The 25,658-nt window shown below is 68.6% G+C and carries 27 protein-coding genes; 14 read left to right on the top strand and 13 right to left on the bottom strand.

The window, feature by feature from the left end:
* Positions 1-19: 19 nt before the first annotated feature.
* Together HDC34_RS02995 and HDC34_RS03000 are read right to left on the bottom strand one after the other, a co-directional pair.
* On the bottom strand, positions 20-1,045 hold the full coding sequence (locus HDC34_RS02995; protein ID WP_179555789.1) for a beta-propeller fold lactonase family protein: 1,026 nt from the start codon (positions 1,043-1,045) through the stop codon (positions 20-22).
* Entirely contained in the window at positions 1,042-2,019 is a 978-nt protein-coding gene (locus tag HDC34_RS03000) for a Gfo/Idh/MocA family protein (RefSeq protein WP_179555790.1), read from the bottom strand. The genes HDC34_RS02995 and HDC34_RS03000 overlap by 4 nt, the downstream gene beginning before the upstream one ends.
* A gap of 303 nt (positions 2,020-2,322) precedes the next feature.
* Here HDC34_RS03000 and HDC34_RS03005 point away from each other — a divergent pair, with 303 nt between their 5' ends.
* Positions 2,323-2,547, top strand: a complete 225-nt coding sequence (locus HDC34_RS03005) for a hypothetical protein (protein WP_068477982.1) — start codon at positions 2,323-2,325, stop codon at positions 2,545-2,547.
* An 18-nt stretch (positions 2,548-2,565) separates the two neighbouring features.
* Here the strand turns inward: HDC34_RS03005 and HDC34_RS03010 are convergent, their stop codons facing one another.
* Complete coding sequence (locus tag HDC34_RS03010) at positions 2,566-4,095, bottom strand: RNB domain-containing ribonuclease (protein ID WP_179555791.1); 1,530 nt, start codon at positions 4,093-4,095, stop codon at positions 2,566-2,568.
* Positions 4,096-4,257: 162 nt separating this feature from the next.
* Between HDC34_RS03010 and HDC34_RS03015 the strand changes: the two genes are divergently transcribed.
* Both HDC34_RS03015 and HDC34_RS03020 read left to right on the top strand, forming a co-directional pair.
* A complete protein-coding gene (locus tag HDC34_RS03015; RefSeq protein WP_179555792.1) occupies positions 4,258-5,232 on the top strand; it encodes a squalene cyclase in 975 nt (324 codons plus the stop codon).
* Positions 5,233-5,288: 56 nt separating this feature from the next.
* Complete coding sequence (locus HDC34_RS03020; protein WP_179555793.1) at positions 5,289-6,332, top strand: hypothetical protein; 1,044 nt, start codon at positions 5,289-5,291, stop codon at positions 6,330-6,332.
* 171 nt (positions 6,333-6,503) lie between these two features.
* Here the strand turns inward: HDC34_RS03020 and HDC34_RS03025 are convergent, their stop codons facing one another.
* Positions 6,504-7,256 (bottom strand): IclR family transcriptional regulator, encoded by a 753-nt coding sequence (locus HDC34_RS03025; RefSeq protein WP_218854870.1) that lies wholly within the window; start codon positions 7,254-7,256, stop codon positions 6,504-6,506.
* 164 nt (positions 7,257-7,420) lie between these two features.
* Between HDC34_RS03025 and HDC34_RS03030 the strand changes: the two genes are divergently transcribed.
* The 4 genes from HDC34_RS03030 to HDC34_RS03045 all read left to right on the top strand — a co-directional run bounded on the left by HDC34_RS03030 (position 7,421) and on the right by HDC34_RS03045 (position 11,651).
* Positions 7,421-8,776 carry an RraA family protein gene (locus HDC34_RS03030; protein ID WP_179555794.1) on the top strand — a complete coding sequence of 452 codons (1,356 nt, stop codon included), beginning with the start codon at positions 7,421-7,423 and terminating at the stop codon, positions 8,774-8,776.
* An 87-nt stretch (positions 8,777-8,863) separates the two neighbouring features.
* Positions 8,864-10,213 (top strand): TRAP transporter large permease subunit, encoded by a 1,350-nt coding sequence (locus tag HDC34_RS03035; protein WP_179555795.1) that lies wholly within the window; start codon positions 8,864-8,866, stop codon positions 10,211-10,213.
* Between the two features lie 12 nt (positions 10,214-10,225).
* Positions 10,226-10,489: a hypothetical protein gene (locus HDC34_RS03040; RefSeq protein WP_179555796.1), complete on the top strand. Its 264-nt coding sequence runs from the start codon at positions 10,226-10,228 to the stop codon at positions 10,487-10,489.
* Positions 10,490-10,568: 79 nt separating this feature from the next.
* Positions 10,569-11,651 carry a DUF4870 domain-containing protein gene (locus HDC34_RS03045; protein WP_179555797.1) on the top strand — a complete coding sequence of 361 codons (1,083 nt, stop codon included), beginning with the start codon at positions 10,569-10,571 and terminating at the stop codon, positions 11,649-11,651.
* 149 nt (positions 11,652-11,800) lie between these two features.
* Here HDC34_RS03045 and HDC34_RS03050 read toward each other — a convergent pair whose 3' ends face one another.
* The 4 genes from HDC34_RS03050 to HDC34_RS03065 form a co-directional block, all read right to left on the bottom strand.
* Complete coding sequence (locus HDC34_RS03050; protein WP_179555798.1) at positions 11,801-12,604, bottom strand: ABC transporter permease; 804 nt, start codon at positions 12,602-12,604, stop codon at positions 11,801-11,803.
* 38 nt (positions 12,605-12,642) lie between these two features.
* Complete coding sequence (locus tag HDC34_RS03055) at positions 12,643-13,497, bottom strand: ABC transporter permease (RefSeq protein ID WP_308807246.1); 855 nt, start codon at positions 13,495-13,497, stop codon at positions 12,643-12,645.
* Positions 13,498-13,595: 98 nt separating this feature from the next.
* Entirely contained in the window at positions 13,596-14,777 is a 1,182-nt protein-coding gene (locus tag HDC34_RS03060; RefSeq protein WP_179555799.1) for an ABC transporter substrate-binding protein, read from the bottom strand.
* 68 nt (positions 14,778-14,845) lie between these two features.
* On the bottom strand, positions 14,846-15,916 hold the full coding sequence (locus HDC34_RS03065; protein WP_257023062.1) for an ABC transporter ATP-binding protein: 1,071 nt from the start codon (positions 15,914-15,916) through the stop codon (positions 14,846-14,848).
* 115 nt (positions 15,917-16,031) lie between these two features.
* Between HDC34_RS03065 and HDC34_RS03070 the strand changes: the two genes are divergently transcribed.
* The 3 genes from HDC34_RS03070 (at position 16,032) to HDC34_RS03080 (ending at position 18,195) form a co-directional block, all read left to right on the top strand.
* Positions 16,032-16,832 (top strand): GntR family transcriptional regulator, encoded by an 801-nt coding sequence (locus HDC34_RS03070; protein ID WP_308807247.1) that lies wholly within the window; start codon positions 16,032-16,034, stop codon positions 16,830-16,832.
* A 59-nt stretch (positions 16,833-16,891) separates the two neighbouring features.
* Entirely contained in the window at positions 16,892-17,392 is a 501-nt protein-coding gene (locus tag HDC34_RS03075) for a DUF5956 family protein (protein WP_179555802.1), read from the top strand.
* A gap of 107 nt (positions 17,393-17,499) precedes the next feature.
* On the top strand, positions 17,500-18,195 hold the full coding sequence (locus HDC34_RS03080) for a cache domain-containing protein (RefSeq protein WP_179555803.1): 696 nt from the start codon (positions 17,500-17,502) through the stop codon (positions 18,193-18,195).
* A 176-nt stretch (positions 18,196-18,371) separates the two neighbouring features.
* On the opposite strand, the gene HDC34_RS03085 is transcribed toward HDC34_RS03080, so the two are convergent.
* The gene (locus tag HDC34_RS03085; protein ID WP_179555804.1) at positions 18,372-18,752 is read right to left on the bottom strand and encodes a hypothetical protein; all 381 of its coding nucleotides are present in this window, start codon (positions 18,750-18,752) and stop codon (positions 18,372-18,374) included.
* Positions 18,753-18,952: 200 nt separating this feature from the next.
* Between HDC34_RS03085 and HDC34_RS03090 the strand changes: the two genes are divergently transcribed.
* Positions 18,953-19,381, top strand: a complete 429-nt coding sequence (locus tag HDC34_RS03090; protein WP_179555805.1) for a VOC family protein — start codon at positions 18,953-18,955, stop codon at positions 19,379-19,381.
* Here the strand turns inward: HDC34_RS03090 and HDC34_RS03095 are convergent.
* From HDC34_RS03095 to HDC34_RS03110, 4 genes are all read right to left on the bottom strand, one after another.
* The gene (locus tag HDC34_RS03095; protein WP_179555806.1) at positions 19,378-19,764 is read right to left on the bottom strand and encodes a hypothetical protein; all 387 of its coding nucleotides are present in this window, start codon (positions 19,762-19,764) and stop codon (positions 19,378-19,380) included. The two genes, HDC34_RS03090 and HDC34_RS03095, sit on opposite strands and share 4 nt — an antisense overlap.
* A gap of 174 nt (positions 19,765-19,938) precedes the next feature.
* Positions 19,939-20,193: a hypothetical protein gene (locus HDC34_RS03100; protein ID WP_179555807.1), complete on the bottom strand. Its 255-nt coding sequence runs from the start codon at positions 20,191-20,193 to the stop codon at positions 19,939-19,941.
* Between the two features lie 94 nt (positions 20,194-20,287).
* Positions 20,288-21,088, bottom strand: coding sequence for a 3-oxoacyl-ACP reductase FabG (gene fabG, locus HDC34_RS03105; protein WP_179555808.1), 801 nt, complete (start codon positions 21,086-21,088; stop codon positions 20,288-20,290).
* Between the two features lie 118 nt (positions 21,089-21,206).
* Entirely contained in the window at positions 21,207-22,175 is a 969-nt protein-coding gene (locus tag HDC34_RS03110) for an aldo/keto reductase (protein WP_179555809.1), read from the bottom strand.
* A gap of 328 nt (positions 22,176-22,503) precedes the next feature.
* Here HDC34_RS03110 and glnT point away from each other — a divergent pair, with 328 nt between their 5' ends.
* Genes glnT through HDC34_RS03125 form a run of 3 tightly spaced genes read left to right on the top strand, consistent with a single transcriptional unit; the run spans position 22,504 to position 25,639 of the window.
* A complete protein-coding gene (gene glnT, locus HDC34_RS03115) occupies positions 22,504-23,943 on the top strand; it encodes a type III glutamate--ammonia ligase (protein WP_257023063.1) in 1,440 nt (479 codons plus the stop codon).
* Between the two features lie 50 nt (positions 23,944-23,993).
* Positions 23,994-24,902 (top strand): glutamine amidotransferase, encoded by a 909-nt coding sequence (locus HDC34_RS03120; protein ID WP_179555810.1) that lies wholly within the window; start codon positions 23,994-23,996, stop codon positions 24,900-24,902.
* The gene (locus HDC34_RS03125; protein WP_179555811.1) at positions 24,890-25,639 is read left to right on the top strand and encodes a protein glxC; all 750 of its coding nucleotides are present in this window, start codon (positions 24,890-24,892) and stop codon (positions 25,637-25,639) included. The genes HDC34_RS03120 and HDC34_RS03125 overlap by 13 nt, the downstream gene beginning before the upstream one ends.
* Positions 25,640-25,658 lie beyond the last annotated feature (19 nt).

A 25,658-nucleotide genomic window follows, 5' to 3' on the forward strand; every position in this document is an offset into this window, starting at 1 on the left:
ACAGCCGGTGCGCCAGGCGTCAGACCCAGCGCACCCAGTTCGCGCCGCTGCCCGTCTCGACCTGCTGCAGCTCGGTGAGGTGGTTGCCGTGGACCTCGTACAGCGACACCTGCGTGGAACCCTCGCCCGCGGCGACGAGGAAGTGCCCGTCGGGGCTCATCCCGAAGCCTCTCGGCTGCTGCTGCGTGACCGTGAACGCGCGCGCGTCCTCGAGTGAGCCGTCCTCGGAGACCTTGAGGGGCGCGAGCGTGCTCGTCGTGCGCTCCGAGGTCCAGAGGAACTGCTCGTCCGCACCCCAGTGCACGTCAGCGCCCCAGATGGAACGGGGCTCGAGCGGATTCGCACCGAGAGTTCCCCGCTGGAGGCCCTGGAGTGCGTCCGCGAAGCTCGCCGCGTCGACGAGCGACAGGATGCCTGTGGCCTGGTCGCGCGCGAAGCGCAGCACCTCGCCGCTGAACTCGGTGATCACGTAGGCGTCGGTCTCCGCGCCGTTGAGCACGATGTGGCGGGGCCCGCTGCCGGCCGGTGCTGCCGCGCCGACGGGGTCGAGCGGCTCGAGCTCGAGGTCGTCCGTGATCTCGTACTGCCCTACGAGGTCGTCGCCGAGCGAGACGAAGTACGCGAAGCGGCCGTCGCTGCTCGGGGCCACCGAATGGAGGTGCAGGTGCTCGACGACGGCCGTCGGCTCGCCGACCTCGCCGTCATCGACCGGCGCGATGAGGCCGTAGTTCGCCGAGTACGCGGCACCGAGCAGCGCGGACCCGTTCTTCGTGAGCGCAACGTAGTTGAGTCCACCGCGGGGCGTATCGCGCCGCGAGACCTGCGTCAGCTCGCCCGACTCGCGGTCGAGGCGCAGCGTCACGATTCCCGCCGGGCTGCCCTTCACCGCGGCATAGACGAAGTCGCGGTCGGTGTCGACGACGAAGTTCGAGCATCCGGTCAGCCCGGAAGCGACGGAGAGCCGCTCGAGGGCGGTGCCGTCGAAGCGGAAGACCGAGATCGAGCCTTCGCCGGCGTTCGCGACGAGTACGAGTTGGGTGGTCATGCAGTCTCCTTCTGTGTTGCGGTGGCCGCGCGCGCAGCCACGACGACCGAGAGCACGTCGGCGCTGTGGTCGAGACGACGGTCTCGCGCGTCTGTGTCGTGCTCGCGGATGATGCGCTCGAACTCCTGGAACTCCTCCACCATGCGGTGCGGGTACTTCGTGAGGTCGACCTGCTCGGCGCCGCCGCCGCGGGGCGCGTAGCTCACAGAGGCCATGACGTTCGGCGGGCCGTCGACGACGATCCAGCCGTCCTCGCCCTGGATCTTGCTCCGGATGGGGCCGTCAGAGTCCTTCGCGCAGACGCACACGGCGGTGGTCTCGCCGTAGTCGAGGACCAACACGCCTGACGTGTCGACGCCGCGCTGCACGTTCGGCGTGTAGCTCACGTGCTTCGGCCGACCGAGCAGCCCGACGACGAAGTGGATGGCGTAGATGCCGAGGTCCATGAGCGCTCCGCCGCCCTGCGCGGGGTCGAAGGCCGGCAGTACCGTGCCGTCGCGGAAGGCGTCGTAGCGGGACGAGTACTGCGAGTAGTCCGACTGGATGAGCTTGACCTTGCCGACCAGGTCGAGGTGCTCCCTGATCCAGCGGTAGTTCGCGAGGTACTGCGTCGTGATCGCCTCGATGAGGATCAGATCGCGTTCCGTCGCGAGGGCTCGCAGCTCCTGCAGCTCCGATTCCTCGAGCACGAACGGCTTCTCGCAGATGACGTGCTTCCCGGCCTCGAGCGCCTTCCGGGAGACTTCGAAGTGCAGGGAGTTGGGCACGGCGACCCAGACCGTGTCCACGGATGCGTCGGCGAGGCAGTCGTCGAGGTCCGTGTAGACCCGCTCGATGTCGAACTGGGCCTGGAGCTTCTCGAGGTGCTCGCGTCGACGTCCCGAGATGGCGGCGAGCTCGAGCCCCGGAACGTCGGCGACGTGGGGGAGGAAGTCGGCGACGATCTGCCCGGCGCCGATCACGGCGAGCCTCATCGGCGGGTCCTCGGGTGCGTGGCGAGCGTGGGGGAGATCGTGGGATGCACGCTGTCGATCCTATTCGGGGCGTGACCCGTGCTCGTCGTCCGTGCCCGTTCGCGGAGTTCGACTAGCACCGCCGCCTGCGAACGAGGGCGAGATCGCGGAGGAAACATCCAGGGCCTCGCCGACTCGCGCGCCATCGCGGGGAGGGGAGTTCTCCCCGCCTCCCGCACGCGCCCTGCAGTGCGAGTGCATCGCAATCTGCGGGTCTACGCTCGCCGACATCCCGGACCAGCCGGGCCTGTCGAAGGAGTTCTCATGCGTCGAATCGCCTCAAGCATCACCGCAGCCCTCTTCGCCGTCGGCATCGCCGTCTCCGCTCCGGCGATCGCGAATGCCGGCACGGAGCAGATGTACTGGACCGGCGGATCGCTCGCCGACTGCCAGGCAGTGCAGCGCACGTACATCAGCTCGTGGACGAAGATCACAGAGTCCTGCCACCGCAACGGCAACGGCTACTCGTTCACCTGGACCTCCATCTAGGCGCCCAGGGCCGGGCGTTCAGCGCTCGAGTTCGGAGGCGCCCGGCGAGACGACGCTGAGTGTGACCGTCCGCCTGTCCGGGTCGACCGACTCGACGCGAACCACGACCGGGGCGCCCAGCTCGAGCGCCGAGGCGTCGCCGACGACCCTCGCCCTCACCGCCGGATCGCGCAGCAGCACGGTCGCCTTCGCCCGTCGCTCCGTGGCTTCACCGGTCGGTGAGGACTCGACGACGATCCCGTCGAGCTCCTCGCCGACCAGTGGTCCGAGCAGCACTGCCTCGAGCAGGTCGACGGTTCCTCGCTCGTACGCGTTCGCGCGCTGCGACCCCGCTGCCATCTCAGCCGGGAGCGCGCCGAGCGCATCCACCACCCAGGACGGCACCTCTCGGCCGGCGCAGAACGCCAGCGCGATCTCGGTGCCGTACCGGTCGACGAGGCGTCGGAGGGGCGCCGTGACGTGCGCGTACTCGGCCGCGATAGCGCTGTGCGATGCGCCGCGCGGGACCTCAGGATGCTCCGGCGTTCCGAACGCCGCGTATCCCGCGCCGCGGAACAGTCGGGTCGCCTCGGTCGCGAACGCCGCGTATTCGGGACGCGACGTGTCGATGGTTCGCACGAACTCGGCGTAGGAGGAGCTCGGGGTCCAGTCGAACCCGAGGGCCGTGGCGACACGGCGCAGGCGCTCGACATCTTCGGGGCGAGCCTCATCGAGGGTGCGCCAGATGCCGACTCCGGCGAGGCGATGCATCCTCGCCGCGGCGATGCCGGTGAGCAGTGACAGCTGCGCGTTGAACTCCTCGCTCGCCAGCGGCTCGCGCAGCACCAACCGGTAGCGGGTCCCATCTTCGCTGCGCTCGATCTCCTGGTCTGGGACCTCGAGCGTTGCGCCCCCGCGCGTGAACTGGGCGTCGATGCGCAGCTGACCCACCTCGGCGAGAAGCTGCAGCAGCTCGTCGGCGGTTCCGTCGTCGAGCTGTCGCTGTACCGACGCGTAGTCGAGCTGCGCCCGCGAACGGACCACGGATCGACGTACGTCGATGTCGTCGAGCAGCTCACCCGACGCGTCGAGCCGCATCCGCCACACCACAGCCGGTCTGTCGACGTCGGGGAGCAGGCTCGCGGCACCCTCGCTGAGGACGGTCGGATGCAGGCCGAAACGGCCGTCGGGGCCGTACACGGTGAGGGCGCGCCGGTGGGTCTCGGCGTCGAGCGCGCCACCCGGCTCGACGAACGAGGCGACGTCGGCGATCGCGTAGAACACCTCGAACCGGGCGGGTTCAGCGTCGGCTGCCGCGACGCGTCGGAGGAAGAAGGCCTGGTCGAGGTCGCGGGACCCGACGGGGTCGAGGGTCACGAAAGGCAGGTCGCGGAGGTCCTGCCTGACGGAGTCTGGTCCGGCGTGGAACTCGAGTGCCGCAGCTGCCTCGGCCTCGAGCAGCGCGTCGGCGGGGTAGTCGACGGGGATCTCGAGTTCGGTGCGCAGCCGCTCGAGGTGCGGGGCGAGCACATCGGCGGCCGCGCCGGCCTGCACCGCGCGCTTGCTCATCGGGTGCTCAACTCCGGAGCGTGGACTCGGCTGTTCGACTGCATAGCGTCAACGTAGCCGGTGCCGCCGACATTCGAGCCGAGCATGCATCCCGCGCCGAAGCCACCTCTCGATCTCGCCCCCGTCCGCGGATACGCTCGGTGCGAGGACGAGGAGCGCCTGATGGACACCCAACTCGAGGCTTGGCTGCTGGACTCCGACCCGTCACTGCGGTGGCAGGTCGAGCGAGACCTGCTCGGTATGCCAGAGCAACGCTGGCGGGCGACCCGCGCCCGCGTCGCGAGCGAGGGGTTCGGGGTAGAGCTGCTGTCGCATCAGGACCCGGAGGGCACGTGGGCAGGCGGCGCGTTCTTCCCCGAGGGGTGGGAGTTCGAGCACCAGCAGCCCCAGCCGTGGACCACAACAACCTGGGTGCTCAAGGACCTGCGCGAGTGGGGGCTGGAGGCGCGGGTGCTCGAGGGCACGGTGGAGAAGCTGAAAGCCGTCACGTGGGAGTACGACGACCTGCCCTATTGGCAGGGCGAGGTCGACTGCTGCATCAACTCCTGGACCCTGTCGAACGGACTCTGGCTCGGGGCCGACGTCGACGGCATCGTCACCTGGTTCCTCGAGCACCAGCAGGGTGACGGCGGCTGGAACTGCGAGTGGGTGGAGGGATCTGCGACATCGTCGTTCCACTCGACCCTCAACTCGCTCATCGGGCTGCTCGACTACCAGCTCGCCACCGGCGACGCGGAACGCGTGCGCGCATCCCGCCGCCGCGGCGAGGAGTATCTGCTCGAGCGCTCGCTGTTCCGCAGGCTGTCGACGGGGGAGCCGTTCTCCGAGCAGGCGACGAGTCTCGCCTACCCCCGCCGCGCCTGGTACAGCGTGCTCGGCGCGGCCGACTACTTCCGCGCGGCGGCGCTCGCGGACGGCATGCCGCCGGACACCAGGATGTCCGAGGCCATCGAGATCATCCGCGCCCTGCGCCAGCCGGATGGTGCCTGGCTGCAGGGCCACCGGCTCGCCGGAGACGTGTGGGTGCACGTGGATGCACCCACAGGCGAGCCGTCCAAATGGGTCACCTTCCAGGCGCTGCGAGTGCTCGACTGGTGGGATGGCGCCAGCCGGCGTGACGCGGCCGCAACGCTCTGAGCGGAACCGGATGCGCTCCATACGTTTTCCATAGGCCGGTGGGTCACGATAAGCGCATGGTTGACTTCAACAAGATTCTCGGCGCGGCCTCCAAGGCCCTCGGCAACTCCGGTGGCTCCGGCAACTCCGGCAACCGGGGCGGCGGTAAGAGCGGCTCCGGGGACTGGAAGGACATGGTTCGCAAGGTCGCCGATCAGGTGACCGGCGACGGCCAGCAGTCTCGCGGCCAGCAGGGCTACCCGAGCCAGCAGGGCTACCAGAACCAGCAGGGCCACCCGGGCCAGGCGCCCCAGTACGGCCAGCAGGGCCGGTACGACCAGCGCCCGCCGAGCGCTCCGAGCCACGGCTCACGTCCCGGTGCGGGCGCCGGGTCGGGAAGCGCCGCCGACAAGGCGGCCATCGCGAAGTACGACTACCTGCTCAAGACGGCTGCGCCCGATCAGCTCGAGCAGGCCCACCGCGAGGCGTTCCAGCGCCTCACCCCTGAGCAGCGCGACCAGGTGCGCGAGCGTCTGAGTGCCGAGTCCGGCCCGTACGACCGCCCCCAGTCGAGCTCGCCAGACGACCTGGCGCGCGCCGCGACGCGCGGAGAAGTGCAACGGCCCGGCTTCATGGCGAAGGTGCTCGGCGCGGGCAAGCGCATCGCCTCCTCGCGAGGCGGCGGGAACTTCACGCCAGGATCGAGTCGCGGCGGTTCCTCCCGCTTCGGCCGAGGGATGGGGGTCGCGGGAGCCGGGGCGGCCGCTGCGGGTGCGGGAGCGCTCGGCGGAATCGCGCTCGGCGTCGTCGGAGGCGCCGTGGCGAGCTCCGTCGCCTTGCCTCTGCTCGGTGACGCGATGGCATCCGGTATCGACTTCGACGGCATCGCCGCGTCCGGTATCGAGGGCTTCGAGGGGCTCACCGCCGACCTCGGTGAGTTCGGCGGCATCGGCGAGACCGTCTCCGGTCTCGGCGATCAGGTCGGCGGGTTCGGTGACCAGTTCGCCGGCGCCGGCGAGCAGCTCTCAGGAGCCGGCGATCAATTCCTCGGCGGCGTCGAAGAACAGGCGGGCAACTTCGGCTTCGACATCCCCGGCCTCGGAGACCTCTTCGGCAAGTAGCTCACGCCTACTCGGGGGTTTCACGCCTGGCGCTGACCAACTCCCGTGATGGATGAGCGTTCGCGCTGCCCCTGAGCTCGCGATCCGCGAATCCATCACGGAAGTTGGCCGCCTGGGCATCACGGAAGTCGGCCACCTGACGGCGAGACCGGCGCTGGAGCTCCAGAGTTCCTAGAGCTGCTCGCCGATGACGCGAGCGGCTTGGATGACGCGCGACCGGAACTTCGCGAGTCCGTTCTCGGTGATCGTCTCTTCCGTGGTCACGAGGTTCACGACGCCGATGACGCTGCCGCGCGAGTCCGTGGTGGCCGCCGTGAGGCTCACCGTTCCCGGGTAGCGCTCGGAGTGGCTCTCGTAGGTGCCCGTCGCGGCAGCTTCGGCGAGCTCCGCTCGGAGCGAGTCGGCGGTCTGCTGGCGTCCGCTGGCGAGCGCGAGCCCCGCGTAGTTCGCCAGGAACTCGTCGAGCTCCTCCGGCGGGACCGCCGCGAGCAGCACCTTCCCGCCGCCGACGTCGAGGTCGAGGCGCTGCCCGATCGGGAACCGGTAGCGGAGCGATTCGGGTGGCTCGACGCGCGCGACGAGGATGCGCGACCAGCCAGATCGCACATAGACCGACGACGTGAATCCGGTCGTCTCGGTCAGGTTCTGTAGCACTGGATGTGAGACGGCGGCGAGCCGGTCCTGGAGCATGAACGCGTGCGCGTGGGCGAGGACAACCGGGCCGAGCGTGTAGCCGGCCTCGGTAGAAGCGAGGTACCCGCGCCGCGCGAGGGTCGTCGTGATGCGCTGCGTGGTCGTGATGTGCAGTCCGGTGGCCTTGGATATCTGCGTCAGCTTCATCGGCGTCCGTGACGCCTCGACGCACTCGATGACGTCGAGCGCTCGTTCGAGCGTCCGGCCCTGATTGACGCGCTCAACGCTCACTCGGATCGCCCTCTCTGCCAGCTGGTTCTTCAACGTACCACCGGGTGCAATGCGCCCCCATCCGAGGCTCGTCCTAGCCGTGGACACGCACGCCTGCTATCGTTACGCGAAATCAAGTTGCGCAGAGTGATAGAAGCCTCTGCCAGATGACAACGGAGTCGTTCATGAGAATCGCTGTCCTCGGCCTCGGTGAAGCCGGAAGCATGTACGCGAAGGCGTTCGTCGACGCGTCGTGGGACGTTGTCGGCTTCGACCCCAGGGGAGTCGAGATCCCCGGAATGGCAACCGCCGGCTCGATCGCCGACGCGGTCGCGGGGGCGGATGCGGTGCTCGGCCTCACGACGGCGGCCCACGCCGCAGGTGCCGCGCGCGATGCCGCCCCGCACCTCCAGCCCTCCGCCGTGTTCCTCGACCTCAACGCGGGGTCTCCGCAGCTCAAGCAGGCCGTCGCCGCCGAGATCGGCGACCGCGCGAAGGTCGTCGACGGCGCCGTGATCGGCTCGGTGAAGAAGTACGGGGCGCAGGTGCGTGTCATCCTCTCCGGGCCGGACGCCGAGTCCGCCGCCGAGGTGCTGCGTTCGATCGGCGCGACGGCCGACGTCGTCAGCGACGCCATCGGCGACGCATCCGGCCGCAAGCTGCTGCGCAGCGTCTACATGAAGGGGCTTGGCGCGCTCATCAGCGAGTCCATGGCCGCCGGCCGCGCAGCGGGCGAAGCAGCGTGGATGCGCGCGCAGATCGTCGAGTCGCTGGCCGACGGCGAGGCCGCCACGTCGCGGCTCGACGAGGGGACGCGCATCCACGCCGACCGGCGCGCCCACGAGCTCGGCGACAGCCTGGAGCTGCTCGGCTCGCTTCCCGGCAACTGGCCCGTCACCGAGGGCGCACGCCGCCGCCACCTCGACCTGGCCTTCGAGGCGAAGCCGGACTTCGCCGCCGAGCTCGAGGCAGTGCCGACGGCGGCGCTCGGCGACGGCGGCGACCGACTCGGCTTCGCGAACTCCCGCATCAAGCCCATCTGGGCGTCGGGCCCGATCGCCGGCCCTGCCCGCACCGTGCTCGTCAATCCCGGCGACAACAAAGCCCTCCACGAGGCGCTCAAGGTGGTCCGACCCGGTGAGGTACTGGTCGTCGCGGGCGGCGGCCACGAGGAGCGGGCGCTCCTCGGTGAGCTCATCGCGGAGCGCGCCGTGAACGCGGGCGTGCGGGGCATCATCGTCGACGGCGCCGTGCGCGACGTGTCGGCCATCGCCGAGATCGGCCTGCCCGTCTGGGCCGTCGCTGTCTCACCGGCCGGCCCATACAAGTCGGGCCCGGGGCGAGTCGGCGAGACGATCTCGCTCGGTGGGGCCGTCTGCTCGACGGGCGACTACGTCGTCGCGGACGAGGACGGCGTGCTTGTGCTCCCCGTCGACCGCGCATCCGCGGCGCTCAAGGCGGGCCGGGCCGTGCTCGCCGACGAGGCGGGCCGCCGCGCCGAGATCCTGCGCCAGCGCGCCGAAGCCAATCCCAGCGCCTGACCCGGCGCACCAGACCATAGACAGCAAAGGAGCTGCCATGTGCACCACCTACCAGGGGCCCCCGCCCCGCCGACGTGAGGGAGGGTCATGCCTGTCGCACTGATCGCCCTCGTCGCGTTCATCGCCACCATCGTCATCTGGAACGTCGTCGTCAAGCGGAACATGGCGGAGGCCATGATCCTCGGCTTCCTCGTCACGCTCGCGTTCGCCGGCTTCAACGCCCCCGAGTACGCCGTGACCGCGGTCGTCGACGCGTCGGAGAACCAGGTCCTCTACGCCGCCGTCGCGTTCGTCTTCATGACGCACTTCGTCGAGCGCACCGGCGTCATCGACCGTCTCATCGCCATCCTGTCCTCCCTCTTCGGGAAGCTCCCCGGCGGCCCCGCGATCGTCGACACCCTCGCATCCGGTGCCATGGGCGCGGTCGCGGGCGGCTCCAACACGGGCAACGCGGCATCCTCTGGTTCCATCACCGGGCCGTGGATGGTGCGCACCGGCTGGAAGCGCTCGCGCGCAGCCACCGTCATCGCCGGCAACGCGGGCCTCGGCACGGCGCTCCCGCCGAGCGCCTCCATGGTCATCATGATCGGCTTCGCGGGAACTCTCGTCACGACCAGCGAGGTGTACCTGGCGCTGCTCGTGGCCGGCATCTACCAGTTCGTGTTCCGGATGGGCCTCATCGGCTGGTTCGTGAAGCGCGACAAGATCACCGCCGCGTCCGGCCCCGAGCTCCTGCCGTGGCGACGCGCGATGAAGCGCGGCGGCTCGTCGACGCTCATCTTCCTCGGCGCCCTCATCCCGATCGTCATCTCGGTCGGTCCGCTTGCGGACTTCCTGCAGGCGACACCGGCGCTCTCCGAGGCGATGGGCTCGATCTCGCTCATCGTGTGGATCCCCGTGCTCATCATGTTCTTCGCCGCGATCGTGGCTTGGAAGGACCTCCCTCGCTCGCCCCGCGGCTGGTGGGAGCTCATCACGAGCGGTGCGCCGAAGTTCTCCACGATCGTCGCGCTCCTCTTCTTCGCGGTCGTCGCCAGCGAGGTGCTCGCCGAGCTCGGCCTCGCCGAGGACGTCGACCAGTTACTGAGCGGCGTCGACATCCCGCTGTGGCTGCTCGTGACGTTCATCGGTCTGCTCATCGTGCTCGTCGCGGGCCCGCTCTCCTCGACCGCGACCCTCACGGCCGTCGGCCAGGTATCGCTGTTCACGCTCATCGCCGCTGGCATCGACCCGCTGCTCGCCGTCATCGCGATCCTCGTGTTCGCGTCGACGGAGGGTGCATCCCCGCCGGCCTCCGGCGCCATCTTCGTCGCGAGCGGACTCACGGGTGCCAAACCCGAGTCCACGTTCGTGCCGCTCATCATCTACTACGTCGTGCCGTTCTTCGCGCTCGGCGTCCTGATCGCGCTGGGGATCGTCCCGGTTCCCGGCGGATAGGAGTCTGAAACCATGCGCACCGCACTGCACCGCATCCTGCATCCACTCTTCGGCATCGCCATGATCGTCTTCCTGCTGCTGGCGTTCGTGCTCGTCTTCGCCCAGGTCATCGGCCTCGTCTTCGTGCAGCCCTGGCTCATCGAAGGCGCGTCGGAGACGCTGCTGCACCCGGCCATCATCTCGGCCATCGTCGTCGGCCTCATCGGCTACGCCCTCTTCAACTGTCTGCCCAAGGTCGAGAAGAAGGCCGAGCTCGCGGAGGAAGACGAGGACTGACCTCACCCGCCCCGATACCCGCGTCCGGGGTCGCCGACCGCGACCCCGAGACGAGGGCGTCGGCCGTTAGGCTCGGATGATGGCGAACCGCAGTTATCTCTACGTTGTCGACGAGATCCCAGGTCAGGGGGACCCGCTCAAGCGGGTCACCGGTCTCTCGGAGTGGAAGTGGGATGTGCCGCTCGTGCACGAGCTGCTCGTCTCCGGGTCCGGCCGCCTCGTTCCCTCGACGATCTGGGATGCGCCCGCCATGGCGATCCTCGGCGACTACGACCAGGGCGTCGCCAACCTCGAGCGCCTCTTCGCGCAGCTCCCGCACGACGAGGAGACGCAGCGACAGATCGCCGAGGCGCGCAACGCGCTGAACGACCCCGCGAACCGCGGTCGCTACCTGCTGCTCGAAGTCGCTGAGATCCACGTGCTGGGCGTCACGGACGACGACAACCCCTTCCCGGAGATGCTGACCGAGGCGCAGGGCATGGTCCGCGACGACGAGGCGAGCGTGGACTCGCTCATCCGCTACGCGCTCGGGCTTCCCGCCGAGAAGCGCCAACAGCTCACCGGTTCCGGGTCGTGGGCCAACAACCTGTACTTCGCGCCATCCGGGGCACCGCAGCAGGAGCCTGCCGCGGCACCGGATGCCCAGCCAGAAGTCCAGCCAGCACCGCCGGCCGCCGCCCAGTACGCAGCGCAGACCGAGCAGCAGGCGCCGCAGTTCCCGCCGCCGACGGGACAGCCGCAGCAGGTCCTTCTCGTCAGGCCTCTCGCGAACGGGGCCGTGCAGTGGGGCGTCGGGCTGCTCGCGCTCATCCCGTTCCCGTTCGTGAGCGCCATCGTCGCGGGAATCGTCATGACGGCGGTCGGACGGTCGCGCGCACCGGCGACCGAGGCCGGGGAGCGGAACCGGACGAACGCCGCCAACTGGGGGATCACCTACCTGATCTCCTCAGTCATCCTCATCGCGCTGCACATCGCGTTCCTCATGACCTTGGACGAGTACTCGTCGACGTTCTACCCGATCGGCATCCCCATCACCATCTGGTTCGCCCTCTCGGTGACGCACGTCGTGCTCTCGATCGTGGGCCTCGTGAAGGCCTCGCGGGGCGTCGTCTTCAAGCCCATCGCGCTGCCGTTCTTCAGCCCCCGCGCTCAGGTTCGCTGACTACGCAGCTGCCCGTGAGCTCGGCGTCTGCGAGCGGCCCCTGTCCAACTTGCGTGATGGATGGCCGAATCCGGTGTCTCACGGCGAACAACAGGGCATCTCGTCCCGGAAGTTGGCCGGTGGGCAAGACCGGAGACCCGCCCGTGGCGCTAGTCGTCGCCGCGGGTGAGGCGCTGCGAGAAGTAGACGGGGATGAACGACAGCAGGATGAGGACCGTCGCGGCGACGTTCACGAGGCTCGCCTCGTTGGGTCGGCCCATCTGGTTCATGATCCACAGCGGCAGGGTGTCGACGCCCGGCGGGGCGGTGAAGATCGTGACGACAACCTCGTCGAAGCTGAGCGCGAAGGCGAGGAGCGCGCCGGCGATGAACGCCGAGCGGAACTGCGGGAACGTGACGAGGCGGAAGGTCTCCCAGATGCCAGCGCCGAGGTCCATCGACGCCTCCTCGAGGCTCTGGTTCATGCGCCGCAGCCTCGCGAGCACGTTGTTGAAGACCATGACGATGCAGAACGTGCCGTGGGCGATGATCATCCCGAAGTAGCCGAGCTGGATGCCGATGGGGTCGAGGATGCTCGAGTACGTGTTGCTGAGAGCGACACCGGTGACGACGCCGGGGAGCGCGATGGGCAGCACGACAAGCAGGTTGACAGCGTCGCGCCCGAAGAACGAGTACCGCTGGAGCGCGAAGGCGACGAGGGTCCCGAGGATGCAGGCGATGATCGTCGCGCCAGTCGCGGTGATGATCGAGTTCAGAATCGCCGTGTGCAGCGACGTCTCGCCTGCCGCCTTGATCCACCAGTCGAGCGAGAAGCCGGGGATCGGCCAGGCGGAGATGCGGGCGGAGCTGAACGAGTTGGCGACCACGAGCAGTAGCGGCACGTAGATGAACCCGAGGACGGCGATGACAAACGCCCCGAGCGCGAAGCGCGCGGTCTTGGAAAGCCTGAGCATGCTGACTCCTTGAAAGAGGCGCTTCTTTGGGAGAGGCGCTAGAGCCGCTCGAGCGCGCCGGTGCGGCGCACGGAGAGCAGGTAGATGAGGACAAACGCGATGGGGATGACGGAGAAGGCGGCGGCGAGCGGCGGGTTGAGGTTGATGTTCGAGGCGATGATGCTGCCGATCATCTGCGTGGAGCCGCCCACGAACTCGGCGGTGATGTAGTCGCCCAGGCTGAGCGAGAACGTGAAGATGGAGCCGGCGATGAGCGCAGGCACGATGAGCGGCAGGACCACCGAGCGGACCGTCAGCCAGTTGCCGGCGCCGAGGTCGGACGCTGCGTCGAAGAGATTGTCTGGAATCTGCCTGACGGCCGTGTAGACCGGCATCGCCATGTACGGGAACCACAGGTAGCAGAGCGTGAGGATCACGGTCGGGATGCTGAAGCCCGGCCCAGAGATGCCGAACGGGTTCATGAGCCAGTTGAAGAGGCCGTCTTCCGTGAAGGTGATGCGCATCGCGAGCACCTTGACGAGGTAGCCGGCCCAGAGCGGCATGGTGATGGCGATGACCAGGAGCTCGCGGTTGCGTGGGCTGGCGATCTTCGCCATGAAGATGCCGAGCGGGATGGCGATAGCCGCGCAGATGAGGGTCACGGCGATCGCGATGCCGAGAGTGCGGAAACTCGTCGAGAGGTAAGCGGGCGTCGTGATGATCGCCTCGAAGTTCGCGAGCGTGAAGCCGGGCTTGACCTTCGACGTGAACGGGTCGGTGACCCAGAAAGCCGTCACGAGCAGGAAGGCCAGCGAGAAGATGTAGATGCCGACGAGCCACAGCATGGGAGCTGCGAGGAGCCCGCCGAGCCGCGCGCTGCGGTGCCGGTGGAGCCACGAGTCGAGTGTCGTCACGAGGGGTGCCTTTCAGTGGTCGACGGCTTGGGTGGGCGATGCCTGAGGGGTGGTCGGCGGCGGCTGTCTCGCCGCCGCCGACCGGGGTGGAATGGGGCTTAGCCCTTCACGGACTGCCAGGCGTTGGTCCACTCCTGGAAGTTCGTGCACTGCACGTCGGTGCGGCCGTCAACGCACTGCTCGATGGGGGTGGTCCAGAACCACACCTTCGAGAAGTACTCCTCGTCGAGGGCGTGGAACTCCTCGCAGTGGGCGGTCGCCTCGGCGTTGAGCTCGCAGAAGGCGCCGTTGGCCGGGGCCATGCCGAAGTTCATCGCGATCTGGCCGTTGACCTCGGCTGCGCTTGTGTAGTCCATCCACAGGTAGGCGCAGTTCGGGTTGGCGGATTCAGCGGAAACCATCCAGGCGTCGGACCAGCCGGTTGAGCCTTCCTCCGGCAGCACACCCTTGAGGCGGTCGTCTTCGGAGAGCTTGCGGAGGACCTCCCACGAGGTGCCGACGACCGACGTACCGCCCGTGAACGAGGTGATCTGCGCAACCGGGTCGCTCCAGTACTCGCTGACGATGCCGTTCTGAGTCTTGAGCAGCTCGACTGCCGCGTTCAGCTGCGTCTCGTCGAGCGCGTACGGGTTGGTGATGCCGAGGTCGGGTTGGGTGGCCATGAGGTACACGGCGGCGTCGGCGATGTAGATGGGGGCGTCGTACGCGATGATCTGGCCGGCGTACGGGCTGTCGGCCTCCCAGGCGACGTTCCAGCTGGTGGGCGCCTCGGTGACGACTTCGCTGTTGTACTGCAGGATGTTTGCGCCGCGGCCGATCGGGACGCCGTAGCTCTTCCCGTTGATCGTGTCGTACACCTGGCCCTTCATGCCCTCGACGATGTCGTCGCCGAAGTTGGGGATGAGGTCGACGTTGATGGGCGCGACGTCGCCGCCCGCGATGAGTCGCAGGCTCGCGTCGCCGGAGGCCGAGACGAGGTCGTACTCGCCCGTGCGCATGAGCGTGACCATCTCGTCACTGGTGCCGGCGACGCGGCGGTTGACGACACATCCGGTCTCTTCCGTGAACTGGTCGCTCCAGGCGGGCTCGACGAATCCGCTCCAGGCGACGATGTTAACCTGCCCCTCGCCCTCGCCGAGCTCCTCGAGCATGGGCACGTCGGGGACGTCGATGCTGAGGCCGCCTTCGCCGCCCCCGCCTCCCGCGTCGGAGCTGCAGCCCGTCAGGACCAGGGCGGATGCGGCGGCCATGGCAGCGAATGCCACGTGCGATTTCTTCATGGGTGCTGTCCTTCGGTTTGAGGGTCAGGTGGTGGGGTGGAGCGGGTGGAGAGAACTGGGAAGACGGGTCAGGAGATGACGGCGACGTGCTCTTCGTGCCAGGTCGCCCGTACCGTGGAGCCGCGCGCGAAACCGCGGCCCGTGGTGCTCGTCTCGGTGTTGTGCATTTCAGAGATGAGGCGCACATCCGTGTCGGTGCGGATGATGAACCGGGTGCTCGGGCCCGTGTAGACGACTTCTTCGATGACTCCGACGGCCCCGTGCAGGCCGGGCGAGACGGCCTCGTCGATGGCGTGCAGCGTGATGCGTTCCGGGCGGATGCTGACGAGCCCGTCGATTCCGGTGGCCGACTTGGCCGCATCCGCTTCGAGGAGGTTGGAGACGCCGAGGAACCCGGCGACGAACGGGGTCGCGGGGGAGTCGTACACCTCGATGGGGGTGCCGATCTGCTCGATGCGGCCCTTGTTGAAGACGGCGATGCGGTCGCTGAGGGTCAGCGCCTCCTCTTGGTCGTGCGTGACGAAGATGAAGGTGATGCCGATCTCGCGTTGGATCTGCTTGAGCTCGATCTGCATCTGCTCGCGCAGCTGCTTGTCGAGGGCGCCCAGGGGCTCATCGAGGAGGAGCACGCGGGGCTTCAGGATGAGGGCGCGCGCGAGGGCGATGCGTTGGCGCTGCCCGCCGGAGAGCTGGCTGGGCTTTCGATCGGCGAGGTGCGCGAGCTGCACCTGCTCGAGGGCCTGCTGTACCCGCTCGGCGCGCTCTGCCTTGCTCGCTCGGCGCACGCGGAGGCCGTAGGCCACGTTCTGGGCGACGGTCATGTGCGGGAAGAGGGCGTAGTCCTGGAAGACGGTGTTCACCTCGCGGCTGAACGGCGGCACGTTGGTGACGTCGGTGCCGCCGAGACTGATGGTGCCCGCTGTCGGCTGTTCGAATCCGGCGATCATGCGCAGCACGGTGGTCTTGCCGGAGCCGGATGGGCCGAGCATCGAGAAGAACTCGCCGGAGCGGACCTGCAGGTCGAGCGATTCGACGGCGGTGAAGTCGCCGAACCTCTTGCTGACGCCCGTCAGGGTGACGCCTGCGGGTGCCTGGGCTGGCTGGTTGGTCACGCCTTCGCGTGTGTCGGTGGTCGACAAGTGGGCCTCCTTGGAACGGCGCTGTCTGCGGATTAAGCGCAAACATATAGTTCCAGAAGTCATATTTCAAGCTCGTGTCCAAGTTGTAACAGTGCGGATGCGCCACAATGGCGAGGTGCCGCAGATCCCTCAGACAGAACCCGAAGCTGGGGTGCCGTCGCGCCTGCGCAATGCCGTCTTCCAAGCGGTCGCTGACGAGGGCAAGGCGGCCCTGGTCGAGCGGCGCCTGAGCGTCGCCATCAACCGCGGCGTGCTGCAGGCGGGAGAACGGCTCCCGCCTGAGAGTGAACTCGCGAAGTCGCTTGGAGTCTCGCCGGTCACCGTCCGTGAGGCGCTTGTCCTGCTTCGGCAGCGGGGCCTCGTCACGACGAAACGCGGACGCGGAGGTGGCAGCTTCGTCACCGCAGGCGCCGACCCCGCTTCACACGCCGCTGACGAGCTCGCCTCCATCTCGCGCACCGCCCTGCGCGACCTCGCCGCGCACTACTTCGCGGTCACGGCAGGCTGCCTGGAACTCGCCGCATCCCGTGCTGCACCAAGCGAAGTCGATGCGATCCGTTCCAGGCTCACGGCGTTCGGTGGGCGGCTCGCGCAGGGCCCGGACGGCCAGGAGAGTCAGGCAACGCCGGCTCAGTGGCGCCACGTCGCAGACGACGTGGTCGTCGAGCTGTGCGCACTCGGGCAGTCGGTGAGGCTCACGAAGGAGCAGATGCGGGTGCAATCGGAGGTTTCGCCGTTGCTCGGGCTTCTTGCTGTGGATAACGCAGAGCGCGAGGTACAGCGAGGCGAGATACTGAGGCTTGTCGACGAGGTCGAGCGGGGTGATGTTGTCGGTGCGCGCGAAGCGCTGCGCTCGACGATGGTCGACGTCGTGGCACGGCTCGAGCTGAAGCGCAGGTCGCTGCTCGAGCAGTAGGTCTCTCAATCGTGCGAATCGGTTGAGAACAGGGGGAATGATGGCTGGGGGGCCAAGAGATGCCGATCAATGACAACGAAGTGCGCGCCGCCGCGCTCGCGGGACTTCCTACGTGGTCGTGGGGTGACTTCCCGCAGGATCCGCCGCAGACCGCACAGCTCATGCGTCTCGAGCCGAACGGGTGGCTCGCGCTCATCGCATTCCTTGCCGGCCCGAGTTGGGTGTACCAGGAGGCTGCACGGTACGAACCGGTCGTCGCGACTTTCGGTGGTGGACAACGCGTCGGTGGACCTGCCGACATGTCGGCGAGCGAGGCCGTCATCACAGAGATCCACGACGACATGGTCGAGTACCTCGCGGAAGCGGGAGTCTCCGAGCCGCCCCGGGCGGTGCAGTGGATGCTGTGCCTGCCCGAGGGGGTCAGCGAGGGGGAGATCAATGGCGTGTGCAACCTGGCGGTGCAGGACGTCGCCCCTGACGATCTCCGCGGCCAGGCCCTCGAAGTGCACGCTGCCCTGCGGGTGCTCCTGAACGGGCGGATGCCACCGCTGTCGTGGTGAGGATAGGTGCGCCGCGCTCTCCCGGGAGGGTGTCCGCAACGCCACCTCTGTGCAAGCAGCGCTCGGCTGTGTAACATCGGCCATCACCGATGCAGAGGAGCGCCTCCATGACGATCGACGCCACTGCGGTGCGACACGGGCCCGCGCCGATCCTCGATGAGTACTTCAAGGCGACCCTCGCTGTGCTCGCCTCGGTGAGTGCCGACCTCGGCTCTGTGCTCGGCGATCTCGAGGCTCGGGGTGAGCTCACCGACCGGCACCTCGACGAGCTTGTCGAGCCGCTTGCGCTCGCGGTCTTTCAACGCACCTCGTCCGTCGCTTTCGGGGCCGGATTTGTTGCATCCCTCGACCTCAGGGGTCCGTCGCGCGGCCACTTGTCCTGGTGGCAGGGGCCCATGCGCTCGCAGCTGCGGCTCGCGGCGCAGAGCCCGAGCCGAGAACACATCGACTACAGCGGCTTCGAGTGGTTCCGGGTGCCGCACGAGACTGGCGAGGGGCACGTCGCAGGCCCGCATGTCGACTACCTCTGCAGCGACGAGTACACGCTCACGGTCAGCCTGCCCGTGTGGCACGGGAAGCGTTTCCTGGGGGTCGTCGCCATGGACCTCCTCGTCGACGACGTCGAGCGGGAGCTGCTTCCCGCGCTGCGCGAGTTCGGCGACGTGAGCGTCGTGAACGCGTCCCAGCGGGTGCTCGCGTCGACCGAGGCGCGGCTCGCTCCGGGCGACTCGGTGCGCGCTCTTGAGGGCTACGCGAGCAGCGACTGCGCCCTCGCCGGGCTGCGGGTGCTCACGCGCGGCTAGGGCCTGTCGCCTGTGACGCCGATCGGCTCGGGGGCGCCCTGCGTCTTCGTCGGGGTATCCCCGTCAGCTTCCTTGGCTAACTTCCGGGATGGATGCGCTTCTCCGGGCGTTTGCGCGCACCGGAGCGCGGTTTCGTCACGGAAGTTGGACAGAGCACAGCGGGGTGAGGCTCTGCCTCAGAGTTCGAGGGCGACGGCGAGCGTCAATGCTGCGAGGACCACGCAGGCCGGCGTCATCGTGGCCCGCTCGGCGCGACTTCGAGAGATGCCGTTCATGACGATGCCGATGACGAAGTAGCCGAACAGCACCCAGGTGGACACGACCGCAAACGTCGAGTTGCCGCCAGGGAGGGCACCTGCTCTGCTGAGCAGCAACACCGCGAACGCCGCGTAGAGCAGCACGGAAAGTGCACTGCCGATGCGGAGGTTCTTGGGGAGAGTCTCGTGCTGACCGCCCCACAGGAGGTGGCCAACCGGCGTGCCCAGGGCACCGAGCACTTGCACGACGGCGATGCCCGCGAGCACCGCCGTGGCGATGACAGCGAAGAGCGCGCTCATGATCCCGCCTCGGTTGTCTCCAGTTCGCGCAGCCATTCGAGGGCGAGTCGCGTCGAGCGAACCCCATAGTCGAGGGTCGTAAACCCTAATAGGGATATAAGCCTAGCTTGCCTGTGGCCGGTCAGCGTGTGCGGGCGGCCCACGTGTAGTGCGAAGTTCTGTGCGCGGGCGTGTTCGGATCAACGTGCGACGATGCAGGCATGAGTCCTGATTTCACGCCGGCCCTTGTGCCGGAACTGCTGGTCACCGACGTGCGCCGGAGCCTGGACTTCTGGGTCGGTGTCTGTGGTTTCACGGTCAAGTACGACCGGCCGGAAGAGGGGTTCGCGTACCTCACGCTCGGCACGGCGCACCTCATGCTCGAGCAGCGCGGCGTCGGACGCAACTGGGTGACCGGCCCGCTTGAGGTCCCGCTTGGCAGGGGTATCAACTTCCAGATCGCCGTGCCGGACGCGGATGTGATCGCCGGCGCCATCCTGGAGTCTGGCCGCGAGCTCTTCATGCCGCCGGAGACGAAGTGGTACCGGGTCGGCGAGGACGACATCGGGGTCCGTCAATGTCTCGTGACGGACCCCGACGGTTATCTCATCCGCTTCCAGGAGAGCCTGGGGCGGAGAACAGCTGACTAGTTCTGCGTGACCGCGGGCGCCTGGCGGCCGCGGCGGGCGGCGATGAACGAGCGCACGCCGGCCGTGATGAGCGCGACGAGCAGGACCAGCATGATCGTGCTGCTGATGATCGCGCCCGGGCGCTCGGCCGTGCCGGCGAAGAGGTCGCCGAGCTGAGCGACGTTCATGAGCGAGCCGAGGGCGCCCAGCAGTGCTACGGCGAGCGCGCCGTGGATGGCGTGCTTGCGGAGCTTGGGGTTGCGGGCGATGAGGCCTGCGATCACGAGCAGGACGCCGACTGCTGCTGGGATGAGGGCCGTGAGGCTGCCGGTGTCGCTGACGAAGTACGCGACGGCACCCGTCACGACGAGGAGGGCACCGATGAGGATGGTGAGGAGAGGCATGCGGGATGGGATCCAATCTCGCGGTAGGCCAGCGGCATCCCAGGCGGACCGCTTCGCGCGGGCTCTGCCCTGGCGCGTGACGGCCGGCGACGGGGGAGTCGCTGGTCGTTGGTGTCTGGTCCCGCCAACTTTACCAGTCGGTCGGTTTCGACCCGCAGTCTGGAACCCAGATCGTCAGCGGGCTGCGCCCTCGATCGCGTCGCGCCCGGACTCGCGCGATTCGAACGCGCCGAGGAAGGTGCCCTGGCCGTCGTGGGCGCGGAACTCTCCTTGCACGAGCTCGACGAACCCGGCGAAGTCGTCACCGGTCGGGGTCTCGCGCATGGCCACCCAGAGGCCGTTGGCGGGTGAGAGCCAGCGCAGTTGGCGAGGGGTCGCCTCCACTGCCGACTGGGGTGTCGACGGTCGGGGGATCTCGAGCAGGCTCATGGGGTTCCTCGGTTCGAAGTGGTTGGCCGGATAGTTAGGCTAGCTAGCTATTCCTGGGAGTGGGCATAGGGTTGTCTGAGGGCGGTGCTGCGGATCAGGCGACGGCGTCGGGTGATTCGGGGAGCGTCTGTCCGCCATCGACGACGATCGTCTGACCGGTGATGAATGCGGCTTCGCTGCTTGCGAGGAACGCCGCCGCGAAGCCGATCTCCTCCGCGCGGCCGAGTCTCCGCAGCGGCACGGCCGACGTCATCGACGCGAGGTACTGCTCGCCCATCTCCTCGAGTCCAGCCGACTCGACGTTGCCTGGCAGCACGGCGTTGACGGTGATCGCGTGCTTGGCGAGCTCGATCGCCGCCGTGCGCATGAAGCCCAGCTGGGCCGCTTTGGACGCGCCGTAGTGCGACCATCCCGGGTAGCCGGTGATCGGGCCCGTGATGGATGAGGTCATGACGACCCGGCCTCGCCCCGATTCCTGCAAGGCGGGCAGGCACGCCTGGACGGCGTAGATCGTTCCCTTCACGTTCGTGTCGAGCACCTCGTCGAGCTGTGCCGGCGTCATCGTGGCGAGCTCGGCCTGCGGGAAGATGCCAGCGTTGGCGCACAGCACATCGATACCGCCGAGCAGGTTGGAGGCGGATGCGGCCAGGGTGCGGCACGACTCCGGGTCGGCGACGTCGACCGTGAAGCCGACCACGCGTCCTGGTTCCTCCGGCCCCGCAAGCTCCTCGAGCGAGGCGACGGCCGCATCCACTCCCGTCTGAGAGCGGCCAGCGACGGCAACGCGCGCGCCCGCCTGCACGAACACGCTGGCGATGCCGAAGCCGATGCCCTTCGTGCCGCCCGTGATGACGACGCGGGTATCGGACAGGTCGAAGAGCGGTGCAGCTGGCATGGGGCGCCTTTCGTGGATGGGCAGGTGTGGCCATTCCATCGCGACGAGGAGCTGCGGCGGGCGGTGCGAAACCTCCCGGCGATCGCTCGTAACCCAGTGTTTACGCCGAGCCGCGCCGTCACCACCAGAACGGAGGCTGGGTGACGTAGGGCGCCTCGAGCCGCGCCACCTCGTCATCGGTGAGCGTCAGCTCGAGCGCGGCGACGGCGTCGTCGAGGTGCCTGGCCTTCGTCGCGCCCACGATCGGTGCCGCCACCGTCGGGTTGCGCAGCACCCAGGCGAGCGCGACCCGAGCCATCGGCACGTCGCGTTCTGCGGCGATCTGCTCGACGACATCGATGATCGGGCCATCGGCGTCGGCGTCGAACGCCTTCGCGACGGCGTCGACCTCGGCGCGTGACGACGATTGGCCGCGCGGGCGGGTCAGGCGCCCCTTGCCGTTCGGCGAGTAGGGCACGAGGCCGACGCCCATGTCGGCGCACATGGGGATCATCTCCCGCTCCTCCTCGCGCTTCAGCAGGTTGTACTGGTCCTGCATGGCGACGAAGGGCGTCCATCCGCCGACGGCCGCCGCCTGCTGCAGCTTCGCGAACTGCCACGCGTACATCGACGATGCGCCGAGGTAGCGCACCTTGCCCGCGCGTACGAGGTCGTCGAGCGTCTGCATCGTCTCCTCGACCGGGGTCGCGTCGTCGAACCGGTGGATGTACAGCACGTCGACGTGGTCGGTGCCGAGCCGCTCGAGAGAGGCGTTCGCCTGCTCGAGGATGGCCTTCCGGGAGAGGCCCGAGCCGCCGGGGCCGTCGTGCATCTTGCCGGAGACCTTGGTCGCGAGCACGATGTCCTCGCGTCGGCTGAAGCGGCGCATCGCGCGGCCGATGATCTCCTCGCTGGTGCCCTGCTGGTAGACGTTCGCGGTGTCCCAGAAGGTGATGCCGAGCTCCACCGCCTGGCGGAGCAGCGGCGCCGCCGCGTCGTCATCGAGGGTCCAGCTGTGCAGGCCGCGATTCGGGTCGCCGAAGCTCATGCAGCCGAGGGCGAGGCGACTGACGCGGAGGCCGGTTCGGCCGAGGTTCGTGTACTCCATGCCAGGAGCGTATGGCGGACCACCGACATCGAGGGAGTTCCTGCGAGTACCCGTTACGCAGTGCCCGGCTTGCTGGCTCTCGCCACCCGACGCCAGACCTGGGGGTTGTGCAGGTGAAGGTACGCGCGGGGATGTGCAACTGCGAGGTCTGCGGATGTGGCTTCGCCAGACCTGGGGGTTGTGCCTGCCTTTCGGCGCGCCCGGGTGCGCAAGGGCAATGTCTGCGCGCGCCGCCGCCGCCCGCGCCGTGCCACCGCCGTAACCCAGTGTTTACAGGGGCGAACGCTCTGGAAACATCCGCATGTCTACTATTGGCGAACAAGGTTTCATGTCAGGTAACATCGACAACATGCGGGAGACGACCATGACGCAACTAGCCCCCAAGCTGGTCGAGGCCACCCCACCAGGCGGGGACAGCCTCGCGGCTGGCGACCGCATCACGCTCCGCGACCTGGCGCAGGCGCACGGCGTGCACTTCATCCTCGCCACCTTCGTCGACCTCAACGGGAAGCCGTGCGCGAAGCTCGTGCCGACCTCGGCGGCCGACGAGCTCGAAGCGGGCGCCCTCGGGTTCGCGGGCTTCGCCGCCGGCCTCATCGGCCAGGAGCAGCACGACCCCGACCTCATCGCGATCCCCGACCTCGACTCGTTCACGCCGCTGCCGTTCGTTCGCGAGGGGCTCGCGCTCGTGCACTGCGACCCGCACGTCGACGGCAAGCCGTGGCCGTACGCGCCCCGGAACATCCTGAAGCGCGCCATCGCCGAGCTCGCCACACGCGGCATGACGGCCAAGGTCGGCGCCGAGGTCGAGTACTTCCTCGTCGACCGTGCAGAAGACGGCACCCTCGCCCCGGCGGACAAGCGGGACAACGGTCCGCGCCCCTGCTACGACGCCCGAGGCGTGACGCGGATGTACGACCACCTCGCATCCGTCTCGACCGCCATCAACTCGCTCGGCTGGGGCAACTATGCCAACGACCACGAGGACGGCGCCGGGCAGTTCGAGCAGAACTTCGACTACGCCGACGCGCTCACGACGGCCGACCGGGTCATCACGCTCCGCTACATCCTCAACGTGCTCGCCGAGGAGCGGGGCATGACGGCCACGTTCATGCCCAAGCCCTTCACCAACCGCACGGGCACGGGCCTCCACCTGCACCTCTCCCTCTGGAGCGAGCAGGACGAGCCGCTCTTCCCCGCGACGACGGGCACCGACAGCGAAGCGGATGCGCGCGGCCTCGGCCTCTCGCCCGTCGCGTACGGCTTCGTGGCCGGCCTCCTCGAGCACGCCCCCGCGCTGCAGGCGTTCCTCGCCCCCTCGGTGAACTCGTACAAGCGCATCGGCACGGCCACCTCCAGCTCCGGGGCGACCTGGTCGCCGCGCAAGGCGTCGTACGGCGGCAACGACCGCACGCACATGGTGCGCGTGCCGGACAACAAGCGCGTCGAGCTCCGTTCTGGTGACGGCGCCGCCAACCCCTACCTCGCGGTCGCGACGGCCATCATGGCGGGCATCGACGGCATCGACAACAGCATCGACCCGGGCAACCCGTCAGGGCCTGGGCAGGCGCCGGAGGGCGCGGCCGTGCTCCCCGCAACGCTCCTCCACGCCGTCGAAGCGCTGCGCCGCGACCCCGTACTCCTCGCCAGCCTCAGCGGCGACGAAGCCACCGGCCGTTACTTCGCCGACGCCAAGGAGACCGAGTTCCTCACCTGGCACGCACAGGTCAGCGACTGGGAACTCGACACCTACCTCACCGCCTTCTAGCCCCTCGCTCTCTGAAGAACAACCAGCTCAACCTCGAAAGGACCACGCCCGTGTGTGGAATCGCCGCGCTGCAGTTGCGCAACCCCCAGCTCAGGCCGCAGATGGGCGACCTGCTCTCGACCATGCTCTGCGAGATGGTCGACCGCGGACCCGACTCCGCCGGCCTCGCCGTCTACGACAACCCAGACCTCACCGGCAGTGCGGCGTCGACCCTCAGCCTGCTCGGGGGCACGCAGCTGCTCACCGCAGAAGAGCTGACGGCCGAGCTCGAGCGCACCCTGCCTGCGGGCGCCGCCCCCAAGGTCTCGGTCGTCGGGGACACGACGCTCGTCAGCGGGGAGCTGTCGACGAGCCTCCTCGCGGATGCGGTCAGCGCGGCCCTCCCGACCGCCACGATCATCGGCCGCGGCGGCCACCTCGCCGTCATGAAGAGCGTCGGCAACCCCATGGATGTCGCCTCCAACCATGGCCTCGAGTCGATGTCAGGCAGCCAGGGCGTCTCGCACACCCGTATGGCCACCGAGTCGGCCGTGACTGCCGGCGGTACGCATCCGTTCGCCGTCGCAGACGACCTGTGCCTTGTGCACAACGGCTCGTTCTCGAACCACGCGTCCATCCGCCGCGAGCTGAAGCGCACTGGCGTGCAGTTCGACTCCGAGAACGACACCGAGGTCGGGGCGCGCTATATCGCCTCCCGCCTGGAGCAGGGTGACACCCTCGAGGAGGCGCTCATCAACCTCGGCGAGGTCTTCGACGGCTTCTACACGCTTGTCGTCACGACCGCCGACAGCATGGCCATCGTGCGCGACCCCATCGCCTGCAAGCCCGCCATCGTCGCCGTCACCGACGACTACGTGGCCATGGCCTCCGAATACCGCGCCCTCGCGCAGCTCCCCGGCATCGAATCGGCCGACATCTTCGAACCAGTCCCCGGAAAGGTCTACACGTGGTCACTCTAGACAGCACCCAGTACGCGGCAGCCCCAGCGGTCGCACCGGCCCCCGTCACGTCTCCGGCGGCAGCCGCTACCACCACCATCGACCTCGCGGGCCAGGATGTGCGAGTCGTGAACGCGGCGGTGCAGACGGCCGAAGGCGGAACCAGGTGGAGCATCCAGCACCCCGCCGGGAAGCACAACGTCGCGGTCGGCATCACCTCCGCCATCGACGTCACGATCGACGGGCACGTCGGCTACTACGCCGCCGGGATGCACCAGCAGGGCTCGGTCACGATCAACGGCAACGCCGGCGTCGGGCTCGCCGAGAACATCATGAGCGGCACCGTGCACGTCACGGGTGACGCCTCCCAGTCGGCGGCCGCCACCGGCCACGGCGGTCTCGTCGTCATCGACGGCAACGCGGGGGCCCGCTGCGGCATCTCCATGAAGGGCGTGGACATCGTCGTGGGCGGCAGCATCGGCCACATGTCGGCGTTCATGGCGCAGGCCGGACGCCTCGTCGTGTGCGGCGACGCGGGGGAAGCGCTCGGCGACTCCATCTACGAGACGCGCATCTACGTGCAGGGCACCGTCGAATCGCTCGGCGCCGACTGCATCGAGAAGCCCATGCGCGACGAGCACCTCGCGGAACTCGCCGAGCTGCTGCTCGCCGCCGGCCGCGACGACGACCCGGCGGCCTTCAAGCGCTACGGCTCGGCCCGCAAGCTCTACCACTTCAACGTCGACAACGCCTACTAGGCCGAGCAGAGAGAGCCAG

It is taken from the genome of Pseudoclavibacter sp. JAI123 (assembly GCF_013409665.1).
In the GTDB taxonomy this organism is placed as follows: domain Bacteria; phylum Actinomycetota; class Actinomycetes; order Actinomycetales; family Microbacteriaceae; genus Pseudoclavibacter.